Origin of the sequence: Fretibacterium fastidiosum, assembly GCF_964642095.1 — a bacterium.
In the GTDB taxonomy this organism is placed as follows: domain Bacteria; phylum Synergistota; class Synergistia; order Synergistales; family Aminobacteriaceae; genus Fretibacterium; species Fretibacterium fastidiosum.
In genome coordinates this window covers 2,044,522-2,056,040 of the sequence record NZ_OZ209244.1, presented here as the reverse complement: position 1 = coordinate 2,056,040, position 11,519 = coordinate 2,044,522, and the positions used below count along the sequence as shown (strand labels likewise).

Annotated in this window: 9 protein-coding genes; 2 read left to right on the top strand and 7 right to left on the bottom strand. The window is 62.8% G+C overall.

Annotation, left to right across the window (positions count from 1 at the left end; genetic code table 11):
- Positions 1-44: 44 nt before the first annotated feature.
- The 7 genes from infB to ACK28C_RS09210 all read right to left on the bottom strand — a co-directional run bounded on the left by infB (position 45) and on the right by ACK28C_RS09210 (position 9,528).
- Positions 45-2,168, bottom strand: coding sequence for a translation initiation factor IF-2 (infB, locus tag ACK28C_RS09240; RefSeq protein WP_208873849.1), 2,124 nt, complete (start codon positions 2,166-2,168; stop codon positions 45-47).
- Complete coding sequence (gene rnpM / locus ACK28C_RS09235) at positions 2,116-2,784, bottom strand: RNase P modulator RnpM (RefSeq protein WP_208873850.1); 669 nt, start codon at positions 2,782-2,784, stop codon at positions 2,116-2,118. Before rnpM ends, infB begins: the two co-directional genes overlap by 53 nt.
- A complete protein-coding gene (gene nusA, locus ACK28C_RS09230) occupies positions 2,784-3,878 on the bottom strand; it encodes a transcription termination factor NusA (protein ID WP_015557124.1) in 1,095 nt (364 codons plus the stop codon). Before nusA ends, rnpM begins: the two co-directional genes overlap by 1 nt.
- Positions 3,878-4,438 carry a ribosome maturation factor RimP gene (gene rimP, locus ACK28C_RS09225; RefSeq protein WP_208873851.1) on the bottom strand — a complete coding sequence of 187 codons (561 nt, stop codon included), beginning with the start codon at positions 4,436-4,438 and terminating at the stop codon, positions 3,878-3,880. The genes nusA and rimP overlap by 1 nt, the downstream gene beginning before the upstream one ends.
- Before the next feature lie 245 nt (positions 4,439-4,683).
- The gene (locus ACK28C_RS09220; protein WP_208873852.1) at positions 4,684-5,880 is read right to left on the bottom strand and encodes a DUF3798 domain-containing protein; all 1,197 of its coding nucleotides are present in this window, start codon (positions 5,878-5,880) and stop codon (positions 4,684-4,686) included.
- Between the two features lie 256 nt (positions 5,881-6,136).
- Positions 6,137-6,742, bottom strand: a complete 606-nt coding sequence (locus tag ACK28C_RS09215; protein WP_409152086.1) for a site-2 protease family protein — start codon at positions 6,740-6,742, stop codon at positions 6,137-6,139.
- A 149-nt stretch (positions 6,743-6,891) separates the two neighbouring features.
- The gene (locus ACK28C_RS09210) at positions 6,892-9,528 is read right to left on the bottom strand and encodes a CBS domain-containing protein (protein ID WP_409152085.1); all 2,637 of its coding nucleotides are present in this window, start codon (positions 9,526-9,528) and stop codon (positions 6,892-6,894) included.
- A 313-nt stretch (positions 9,529-9,841) separates the two neighbouring features.
- On the opposite strand from ACK28C_RS09210, the gene ACK28C_RS09205 reads away from it, so the two are divergent.
- Together ACK28C_RS09205 and ACK28C_RS09200 are read left to right on the top strand one after the other, a co-directional pair.
- Positions 9,842-10,909, top strand: coding sequence for an AAA family ATPase (locus ACK28C_RS09205; RefSeq protein WP_409152084.1), 1,068 nt, complete (start codon positions 9,842-9,844; stop codon positions 10,907-10,909).
- Positions 10,906-11,454 carry a hypothetical protein gene (locus ACK28C_RS09200; RefSeq protein WP_015557126.1) on the top strand — a complete coding sequence of 183 codons (549 nt, stop codon included), beginning with the start codon at positions 10,906-10,908 and terminating at the stop codon, positions 11,452-11,454. Before ACK28C_RS09205 ends, ACK28C_RS09200 begins: the two co-directional genes overlap by 4 nt.
- Positions 11,455-11,519 lie beyond the last annotated feature (65 nt).

Below are 11,519 nucleotides of genomic sequence, written 5' to 3'. Positions count from 1 at the left end.
GCCATTCCTCCTCCCGCGGGCTCAACCCAAAATCCGGACGCACCTTAGAGGGTGCGCTTCTCCTCCACGACGTCGTAGACCTCCAGCAGGTCGCCCACCAGGAAGTCCTGATACCCCTCAAGGGCCACGCCGCAGTCCATGCCTGCCTTGACCTCCCTCGCCTCGTCCTTGAAGTGACGAAGCGTGGCGATCCTCCCATCCCACAGGACGACGCCGTCCCGAACGAGGCGGACCCGCGCCGTGCGCCGAATGAGGCCCTGCATGACATGGCAGCCCGCGATCTTGCCCGCCTTCGGCACCTTGAACGTCTCCCGAATCTCCACCTCACCCAGGGACTCCTCGCGGAGGACGGGCTTCAGGAGGCCGGACATGGCCGCCTTCACGTCGTCGATGGCGTCGTAGATGACGCTGTAGGTACGGATCTCGACCCCATCCGCCTCCGCCGCGCGCTTTGCGTTGGCGTCGGGACGGACGTTGAAGCCCACGATGACGGCGTTCGAGGTGGAGGCCAGCATGACGTCGGATTCGGCGATGCGCCCCACTCCCCGGTGGATGATGGAAACCCCCACCTCGTTCGTGGCCAGCTTCTCCAGAGAGGCGCAGAGGGCCTCCAGCGAGCCCTGCACGTCGCACTTGACCACGAGGTTGAGCTGTGGAAGCTCCCCTTCCTTAAGCTGCGAGTAGAGGTCGTCCAGGGAGGTGCGTCTGGCCGTCGTCGCTCCCTCGTCCCGCTCCCGTGCGCGGGCCTCGGCCATCATCGTGCGTGCCTCGCGTTCGCTCTCCACGACGGTGAAGGTCTCGCCGGGCTGCGGAACCTCGTCGAGGCCAAGAATCTCCGCCGGCATACTGGGCCCGACCTTCCTGGTGGGCTTCCCCGCCCAGTCGAAGAGCGCGCGTATCTTGCCCCAGGCCGTGCCGAACAGGACGATATCCCCCAGTTGAAGCGTCCCCTTCTGGACGATGACCGTGGCGACGGGGCCCTTCCCCTTGTCCAGCTCCGCCTCGATCACGACGCCCTCGGGCGATGCGCCGGCGTCCCCCTTGAGCTCCTGCATCTCGGCCTCCAGCAGGACGCGCTCCAGCAGCTCCGGGATGCCCTTCCCCGTCTTGGCCGAGACCTCGACGGCTCCAACCTCGCCGCCCCAGCCCTCGAGGAACACCTCCTGCTCCGTGAGCTGCTGACGCACCCGGTCCGGGTTGGCCGTCGGCTTATCCACCTTGTTGATGGCGACCACCAGCGGCACCTGGGCCGCCTTGATGTGGTTGATGGCCTCCTTCGTCTGAGGCATGACCCCGTCGTCCGCGCCAATGACCAGAATGACGATATCCGTCACGTTCGCGCCCCGTGCCCGCATGGCCGTGAAGGCCTCGTGGCCCGGCGTGTCCAGGAAGACGATGGGCCGGCCCTCGTGCGTGACGACGTAAGCGCCGATGTGCTGCGTGATGCCGCCCGCCTCCTGCGCCGTGACGTTTGAATGGCGAATGGAGTCCAGAAGCGTCGTCTTGCCGTGATCGACGTGCCCCATCACGGTCACGATGGGGGGGCGGGCCGTCAGAACCCCCGGCTTTCGGGCCGCAGCGTTCGCCGCGCCGTGCTTTTTGGCGCCCTTCCCCGCCTTCTTCTCGTGGAAGACCGCCTCGGCCTTCTTCACGGCGGGGAGCACCTCGAACTGCACGCCGAACTTTTTCGAGAAGACCGCCAGGACCGCGTCGTTGACGGCCGTCATAGCGGAAAGCATCATCCCCGAATCCATCAGCGCCTTCACCGCGTCGGCGCTCGATATGCCCATGGCCTGCGCCGTCGACTTGATCGTGTCTCCGGCGTGAACCTCAACGCGCCGTCCCTTCTGCAGGGCCTCCCCGGCCCCATTGACGTCCGCCTTGGACGTCGCCGGCTTCTCCTGGGGAGCCGCCTTTTTCGCCTCCTCCGCCTTCGCCTGCGGTGCGGGCTTTCCGTCCGCCGCTGCCTTCCCGGAGGCCGGCGACGGCTTCTTCTTCGCCTTCTCCGCCTCGGCCAGGAGGGACTCCACCATCTGAGCCTCCTCGTTGGTGATGGAGCTCATATGCGTCTTGATCTGAATCCCAAGCTGTTCCAAAACCGCCATCAGTTCCTTATTACTCCTGTTCAGCTTCTTCGCCAGTTCGTAAACCCGTATCTTGTTGTTCAAGGGCGTCTCCCCCTTCTCCAAGCAAAGCCCTGATCTTGTCCGCCAGCCCGCTTCGGGCCGGCAGGGCTATAATCTGTACGTTTCCGGCTCCCAGAGCCGCTGAAAGCCCCTCCCCGCCAAGGGGCAGCACCCGATGCTCATGACCGCCTCCGCGCTCCATGGAGGACGCCGCAAGCCCCTCCGCGAACGCCCTCACCGATCCCGACGCATCCTGCGCCGTCAAGATCAGGAGGGGGCGTCCGTCGTGGGAACGGACATCGTCCCTCCCCACCAGGATCTGTCCGGCACGACGGGAAAGCCCCAAAAGCGAGCGAAGCTCCCTCATGCGCTCCTCCGGGCCACGCTCCGACGTATAGGAGGCGATGCAGCGCTCCAGGGCCGCCCAGCACTCGTCCGACAGCGCCGCCTTCAGGGCGCGGGAAAGGGCCCCGGTCCTCCTGGCCCTCTTAAGGCACTCCAGGTTCAGGCACAGGTAGGCTCCCCGCCCCGGCAGCCTGCCCGTGACGTCCAGCACCGCCCTTCCATCCGGCGTGCGGGCGATGCGGACCAGGGCCCTCTTGGGCGCTTCCGTGCGGCAGGCGACGCACGTTCGCGGCCTCTGTCGCGTCGCGGTCACTAGTCCGCCTCCGCGACCTCGTGGAAGATGTCCTGAAGCGTCGGCATACGCTCCGCCTGCAGGGCGTTGATGTCGATCTTCCACCCGGTCAGGCGGGCGGCCAGCCTCACGTTCTGCCCCGCCTTCCCGATGGCCAGCGACAGCTGCTCCGGCTCCACGTAGGCCTTGGCCGCGTGCTCCTGGTCCAGGACCGGCTCCACCTTCACGACCTGGGCCGGGGAGAGCGCGTTGCGGATGTAGGCCAGGGGGTCGCTGCTCCAGACGATGATGTCCACCTTCTCCCCCATCAGCTCCTGACTGATGGCCTTGATGCGCGCGCCGCCGGCTCCGACACAGGCCCCCACCGGGTCCACGTTCTGATCCATCGTGGAGAGCGAGACCTTGGCGCGCCCGCCACCCTCGCGGACGATGTTGCGGATCTCGATGACCCCGTCCCTGACCTCCGGAATCTCAAGCTCCATCAGCTTGCGCAGGAGCCCCGGATGCGTTCGGGAGATCACGATCTTCGGGCCCCGCGTCATCTGGCGGACGTCCAGCACGTAGAACTTCATCGTTTGGCCAGGGACGTACTCCTCCCCCGGAATGCGCTCCTTGCGCGGCAGGATCGCCTCGGTGCGCTCGCCGATGCGGGCCAGCACCTGATCGTTCTCGGCCTTGACGATCGTGCCCGTCATCATCTCGCCGACCTTGTCGGAGAACTCGCTGTAGATGACCTGCCGCTCGGCGTCCTTCAGCCGCTGGATGATCACCTGCCGCGCCGTCTGCGCGGCGATGCGCCCAAAATGACCGGGGTCCTTCTCCAGGTGCAGCTCGTCCCCAACGGATGCGTCCGCAAAGCCCAGCCGCTTCGCATCCCCCAGTGTGATCTCCGTATCCGGCGACTCAAGCTCCTCCACGACGGTGCGCAGCTCCTCCACCAGGATGTCGCCCGTCTCGGTGTTGACGTGGACCTCTACCCTCTGGTCGCCGCTCTGATACTTCTTGTAGGCCGAGATCAAGGCCGCCTCCAGGCTCGACACGATCAGCTCTGGCGCCAGGTTTCGCTCTTCGGCAATTTGATTCAGCGCTTGTACAAAATCGCGCCCCAGCTGCATTAAAGCTCCCTCCCACGATGTTCGACAGGCGGCTTCGCGCCCTTTTTCTTCCCTCGCGGCGCCTCCTGCTCCAGTCCACGATAGACCAGGTTGCCGCTTTTGATCCACTGAAACGGGACCGCGATCTCCCGTTCCTCGTCCTCCACGAAGAGGACGACGCGCTCCTCCGTCGCCTCCACGATGGCGCCCGTCAGCGTCTTTCGTCCCGCCACAGGGCTGCTCAGCCTGATTCGCGCCTCCTGCCCCCGAAACCGTCCGTACTGTCCGGGCGTGAAGAGGGGGCGCTCCAGGCCGGGGGAGCTGACCTCAAGGTAGTACCGTCCGCTGAGCTCCGTGAAGTCCCTCTCGTCGAGAAGGCGATTCACGGCGCGGGACACCGTCTCGCAATCCTGGACGTTGATCCCGCCCATGGAGTCGATCAGGACCTGCAGCCTCAAACGGACGGAGTCCGTCTTCACCCCGACGTGGACGCATTCATACCCCAGCCGCTCGACGACCTCCGCCACGGAGGCCATCAGGCTCTTTTCCTCGTTTTTTCCCCCCTCACCCAACGGCAGCACGCTCCTTCCTCCCCTATCGACACCTTGACAAGAAACGAGGAGCGGGCACAGACCCACTCCTCAAGTAAAAAACTTATCGAAGTACCAACTAGTATACACGTTTTTATTGAAAACGCAAGGAAATGGGGCGCGCGCTCCATCACAGGCAAAGTTTTTGGCGTGCGACGAAGGTGGGCTTCACCCGTTCTCTGCCGCACCGTCCACGAACGTCAGGGAACAGCGTGAGCGCCTGGCCCAACGAGACGTTATCTGCCGATCTGAAAGTACTTCTCCGGGACCTCGACGTCCGCCACTCCCAGATACCCCTTGCCAAAGACGTAGGTATCCTGACGTACCAGGACCATCTTCCTGTTGCGCACTCCCGTCCCCGCGTCCGTGTAGTAGCTGGCGTTCCATTTGGCCCCTGGGGTGAGGTCGTCGTAGCAGGCAATGAGGTCCTTCATGCTGTCCAGTTTGGCCCTGCCCTCGACGATGCGCTTGCCGAACTCCGCCATGGCCGCGCTGGTGGTGTAGCCGTAGGAATAAACCCAGGTCCCCATACGTTCCCCGCCGCCTGCCTTCACGACGGCTTCCTCGACCTTCTTCAGAATTGCCGGCCAGTCGCCCTTCTCCCGCGCCAGGTCCACGCCCAGGGCTCCCGGATACCCCATCAGGGGCGAGGGGCTGTCCGCCTCCACAAAATACCCGCCCAGCTCGGCGATGCGCTTGAGCAGAGGCTCCGTGTGCGCGTCATTCGTGCAGAAGAACGCCGTGTCCTTGCCGTACTTTTCCAGCCACGTGGGCACGTTCTCCAGGATGAACTGCTGCGCGCCGGCCACCCCCACGTCGCTCGTCGGGTCCGGGGCCGTCTCAAAGACGAACTGGAGGCCGAGGTCGTTGCAGGCCGCCTCCATGATGGCGCGGCGGCGTCCCAGCAGCTCGTAGCTCATGTGTCGGGGGAAGGAGATGTGGACGAAGGTCTTCGCCCCCATCCTCTTTGCGCCAAGCGGGATCGTGTAGCCGCGGCTGATGTTGTCCTTGGTGAGGGAGAGGTCCGCCGCAGTCGTGATGACCTCGGGGTCTTCCTGCACCGACCCCGCGAAGAGGAGGATGTCCGATCGCTTTTCGCGTATGCGACGGAAGGCCTCGGCCGTTCCCGGCACCGCCGTGTTGACCACGATGACCTTCATCTGGGGGTCGTCCGCCAAGCCCAGCAGCTGCCCGATGGTCGTCTCCATCTCCGACATGAAGTGATCCGGGTACGTGATGTGGGTTATCATCCCGCCCTCAGCTGCGTTTCCGTACTTCTGAATCAGCAGCTCGGCCCCGCGCAGCTCGTCCTCCGACTGAGACACGGTGCCCGTCATGATCCCGATGTGAAAGGGGACCTCCGCCGTTGCCTCAATATTCCAAACGAATACGAAACAGAAAAGCACGCCCAGCGACACGAATCTCGACCTCATTTTTGAAACGCCTCCGCTCTTTCAAAATATCATCAGGTTCATGCAATGCTCATACACTATAGCATAGTGTCACCCCTGTCAAGGATTATCCTCAAGATCGCCTGGCAGGATGACCGCAAGCCGCCTTGCTGGCGCATTCGTCCAGGAGGACGTCCAACCCGGCGACAGGCGCGCCCGCCTCGAAACGAGAAGCGGGGCCCGTGACGCGATGCGTCACAGGCCCCGCCCGGCCCATTGGCCGTTTATCAATTCAAGGTCACGATCCGATGGACAGGAGCTGCCACATGGTCAAGCGCCACAGGACATTGAAGATCGGGTCGAAGAGGAGGTTGATGATCCCCGACGCCACCAGGACGAGCAGGATGAACATCCCATACTGCTCCAGCCAGCGGTAATGGTACAGGTACTTGTAGGGCAGGAAGGCCTCGATCACCCTGGAGCCGTCAAGGGGCGGGATCGGAATGAGGTTGAAGGCCGCCAGGCCCAGGTTGATCCTGATCATATGCCACAGGACGGTGAACCCGGCCTTTCCGGTGAGGTCGACCCAGGCCCTGCCGAAGAAGCGCAGAAAGAACACCGTGAGGGCCGCCGTAAGCAGGTTGCCCGCCACGCCCGCCAGCGAGACGATGAGGATGTCCCGCCGCGGATGGCGGAAATAGCGCGTATTGATGGGCACCGGCTTGGCCCAGCCAAAGCCCACGAACAAGAGCATCAACGTGCCCACAAGGTCGAAATGGGCCAGAGGGTTCAAAGAGAGCCTGCCTTGCCGCTCGGCCGTGGGGTCCCCCACCATCTTGGCCGCAAAGCCGTGACAGAACTCGTGGAAGGAGATCGCCCACAGGAGGGCGGGAATCGAGAGCAAAAGGTTAACGGGTTCGTCCAGCAACCTCATCACTTCCCAACTAATTAAGATAGTAGCCCACGCCGCGCGCTGCCACCAGCGGCACGTCCGTTCAATACTATAGGGCTTCGGGGAATAAGCCTCTGCAAAACAGCGGAAACGTTGACGGGCTATTTCGCGCCTTCCCGTCCGCGCCCTTCGGCGATGACGCTCGCCACGTAGCCGGCTTCGCCGTCTCGCGTCGAGATGAGGCCGTCCATGCGGGCCAGGCGGATACGCTGGAGCGCTTTCCCTATCTCCGGCCCCTTCAGGCCCATCGCCTTCAAGTCGTTCCCCGTCAGTTCCCCCCGCAGGGGGACCCAGGACAGAAGGTGCTGCACCACAAGCCGGCGGGACCTCGCGAACTTCATGCAGGTCATCCAATAGACCAGTGGCACGGTGCCGTAATCCTTGAAGAAGAGGTAAACCTCCGAATTCCTGGGCGTCTTCTTCAGCGTGCAGAAGCGCTCCACCTGCGGCCAGGCCTCGAAGCACTGCGTCAGCTCGCGGCGCTCGGCCGGGGTGAGGCTCATGCGGTCCATGACGGAAAAGCGGACGTTGGGCAGAGTCTCCGTCAGCACGACGGCCATTCCCACAAGCCATCCCATCCCCTTAAAGTCAACGCCGAGGCGGCGCGCCCAGGACAGGAGGCGTTCCATGACGCGGAGCCTGCGTTCAAGGGTCTCTCCCAGCCGGATCCCGGGGAAGAGCGCCACCCAGACGCCAAGCTTCTGCATCCGAAGCGCGATCTTTCTGAAGCACGGCTCGTTGGCGTCGATCTCAAGCTCCGCGCGGATGCGGGGCGTCGAAAGGCACTCCAGGAGGCCGCCCTTCAGGGCGCTCCTCAGAAGGCGCATCGTGTTGTCCTCAAAACTCATGCCCAGCCGCTGCTCCAGTCGGATGCCCCGCAGGATGCGCGAGGGGTCCTCGACGAAGCTCAGGTTGTGAAGGATCTTCAAAATGCCGTCCTTCAGGTCCGCCCGTCCGCCGAAGTAGTCCGCCAGCGTGCCCCAGTCGGCTTCGCTCAGAGAGATCGACATCGCGTTGATCGTGAAGTCGCGGCGGCCCAGGTCCTGCTTCAGGGAGTCGCTCGACACCGTCGGCTGCGCCGCGGCGTACTCGTAGAACTCGCGCCGCGCTGTGGCGACGTCCACCTTTTCCCCGTCCGGAAAGGTGATCGTCCCCGTGTTGTAGCGGCCGTGCACCGTGCCGCGGCACCCCGGCTCGTCCCAGGAGGTCACGAGTTTCTCCGCGTCGCCCTCGACGGAGACGTCGATATCGACGTTCGGCACGCCCAGCAGGATGTCGCGAACCGTCCCACCGACCAGGTACGCCCTCATTCCCAGGGACTCCGCCCTCGCGCCGATGCGGCGCAGGAGGTTCAGCACCGTTGGGCCGAAGGAGGCCTCCATCAGCCCGGACACGCTCTCCATCCACATGAAGCCGCTCCCCGCGCTGCGGTCCGCCGCCGGCTGGAAGGAGCGGTAGAGAGCGCGCAGGAGGTCCGCCCTCGTCAAGATGCCGATGAGCTTGCCGCCCTCCATGACGGGCAGGCGCTCGAAGCTGTAGGTCGCCATGAGGCGGTGCGCCTCATCCAGCGAGGCCCTGGAGGTGATGCCGATGACGCCCTCCGTCATGAAGTCTCGAATCTGCGCGCGGTCCAGGCCGTGCATGTGCGCCTTGTCCAGGTCCTTGCGGGTCATGATGCCCAGCACCTCGCCGTCCGCGTTGGCCACGGGCAGCGCTTGATGCCCGAAGCGCAGCATCGTTCGGTACGCCTCATCGACGCGGGCGTCCGGCGACACGGCGAGCACCGGAGACGTCATGACGCTCCCCACGTCCACCAGCTGCGGGATGTGCGCAGGGAGCTTCGACTCGATCTCCGCCAGGAGCTCCTGGGGGTCTCGGTCCAGCACCGTCGCAGAGCCCGCCTGGAGGTGACCGCTCCCGCCGTAGGGCGTGAGGAAGTCCTTGACGTTCAGGACGTCCGGAGAGCTCCTGACGATGACGTTGTCCTTCTTTCCCCCGTTGCACACCACGCAGACGGTGACGTGAGAGTCGTAGTAGTCGCGCAGGCGGTGCACGAAGAGCGAGAGCCCCTCCACGTACTCCTCCGTCCTGGCCCAGGTCAGCAGCACCTTGGCCCCGTTGATGTAGCTCTCTCTGGCGTTCTCGGCCAACGTATCCAGCAGGTGGAGGTCGGCCGCGGACATGGAGACCTCCGCGCGGGACAGGGTCCGGGACAGGTCGGCCCCCATCTCGCGCAGGCGGCCGACGACCAGGATGTCGCGCTCCGTCGTGGACTCGTAGGTCAACGCGCCCGTGTCGTCGTAGATGCCCAGGGCAAAGAGCGTCGCCTCCTCCGGCGAGATGCTCTTGCGCTCCTTGACGAGCTGTTCCACGATCATCGTTACCGTGGCCCCGATCGGGGCATAGCACATCTTCTCCGCCGGGATGTCGTCCATCGTCGGCGGGTGATGGTCGTACACGTGGACGGTGACGTCCTGGCGCCCCGCAAGGGCCGCGAAGGGCCCGATGCGGCTTCGCGCCCGCGTATCCACCACGACCATAAGCGTCACCTGGTCCTGCGGGACCTTCTTGGGCTTCAGCAGGTTCCACTGATGCCCGTAGTGGTTCAGGAAGTCCTTCACCTTGCGGCCGATCGCGCCGGGCGGACAGATCACGGCGTCGGGATACAGCTTCTGGATGGCGATCATGCTGGCCAGCGAATCAAAGTCCGTGTTGAGGTGGCTCGTTATCAGATACATAAGGACACGACGTGAGCGGGAGAGCGCAAAATCCTCACGGGAAAGCGGGACGCCTGCAAAACGGTCCGCTCTCCGCTCCCCTCACTTCCCTCCTTCCCCGATATTGGTGCGTACCTATTATATTATGAAACGTACAAAGAACGAGTGTCCTTGAAACACAACCATCCGACGCCCTTGGCGGCACCTCCCCTTTCAGGGGAGACAGTCCACATTAGACGCGATTTGGTATCAATACTATGCTATTATTTATTTAGGAGAGCTAATCTCAGTTCGTTCTTTAAATTGAGATAAGAACAGGGGCGAAAGGCCACTCGTGCAGGGCAACGACCGCCTTGGACACACCCCAACGGAGGCGCTTTATTTTATGATAAACGGCATCACACTCGACAATTTTGGCCCGATTTCCCACCTGGAATGGACGGGACTTGGCCCCATCAATCTGGTGGTCGGGGGCAACGGCTCGGGAAAGACCTTTCTCCTGAAAGTCCTGTACAGTGCCATGCGGACGATCGAAGAATACAAACGTGGCGACGACCGGAGGACGGAGGCGGAGATCCTTGCGGATAAGCTCTATTGGACCTTTCAGCTGGACAGGATCGGCGATCTGGTGACAAAGGGTGCCGCCTCCTTGTCCTGTGTCGTTCGCTTCAACGACGAGGATTTCTCCTACAGCTTCGGCAGGGACACGACCAAACAGATTACCTCGCTGGAAAATGGAATCCCTCCAAGGTCGAGCAACTCCATCTTCCTTCCGGCAAAGGAAATTCTATCCCTGCAGCAGATCATCTTGAAGTCCCGCGAACAGGACAAGGTGTTCGGTTTTGACGACACCTATCTGGACCTCGCCAGGGCGCTGCGCCAGTCCACCCAAAAGGGCAAAAATTATACCGAATTCGCCGCCTCACGCCAGAGCCTGGAGGACATCCTGGGCGGTCGCATCGAGTACGACGAGGCCTCAGGACGCTGGCAGTTCAGAAAAGGCAGCCAAAAGTTTCCCATCGGAGTGACGGCGGAAGGGGTCAAGAAAATTGCCATTCTCGATACGTTGCTTGGCAATCGTTATCTCGATCTTAGCGCCATCGTCTTTTTCGACGAGCCGGAGTCCGCCTTGCATCCCTCGGCGATCTCCGCACTCCTCGATATCGTGGCGACGTTGGCGAGCCGTGGAATCCAGTTCTTTATGGCCAGCCATTCCTATTTCGTCATCAAGAAGCTCTTCCTGATCGCTCAGGAACGGAAACTGTCCATCCCCGTGCTTTCGGCACAGGCTGAGGATGGACACTGGACAGCGGACGACCTCAGGAGCGGGATGCCGGACAATGCGATCATCGACGAATCGATCCGGCTTTACGAAAAAGAAGTGGACATGGCGCTCCGATGACCTCTATTGAGACCATTACCATCGACGAGTCCGGGATGACGTTCGGCCCCTACCCCTCCGAACGCTGTTTTCACATTGAGAAAAGTGCCCTCTACAAAGACATTCGGCAAGGGGTAAAAATGGCGGAATTTCTGTTGCTGCGCGCCGACAGCAACAGGCCCGCCATGCTTTGGGTGGTGGAGGCCAAGTCGAGTTCTCCCCGACCAAAAAGCGAGCCTGACTTCAGTCAATTCATCGCGGAAGTCCGGGAAAAATGGATCGATGCCCTCTCCCTGACCCTGGCCTCCCTCCTTGGGCGACATCGACAGGCTGGAGCAGAATTACCAGGCCCCTTTGAATTGCTCGATTTATCTCAGTTCGACGTGCGTTTTGTGCTTGTAATCAACGGTCATCCAAAAGGCTGGCTGCCGCCGATACAGGATGCTCTACGACAGTCCCTTCGCCCCCTCGTCAGAATCTGGCGCTTTGCGCCGACTTCCGTCGTCGTCCTCAACGAGGAACTTGCCTCGAAGCGACAGCTCATCTCGGCAAACCGTCCATCCTAAAAAAACAAAAGAAGCCAGACGACGACAAAAAATGACCTTGCAGCCCCCATGCCCGCACCAGACGC

Bases quoted from the DNA above. Each gene is read 5' to 3' on its own strand.
- nusA (WP_015557124.1), bottom strand. From the start codon at position 3,878: ATGCAGCTGGGGCGCGATTTTGTACAAGCGCTGAATCAAATTGCCGAA.
- ACK28C_RS09220 (WP_208873852.1), bottom strand. From the start codon at position 5,880: ATGAGGTCGAGATTCGTGTCGCTGGGCGTGCTTTTCTGTTTCGTATTC.
- ACK28C_RS09210 (WP_409152085.1), bottom strand. From the start codon at position 9,528: ATGTATCTGATAACGAGCCACCTCAACACGGACTTTGATTCGCTGGCC.
- ACK28C_RS09200 (WP_015557126.1), top strand. From the start codon at position 10,906: ATGACCTCTATTGAGACCATTACCATCGACGAGTCCGGGATGACGTTC.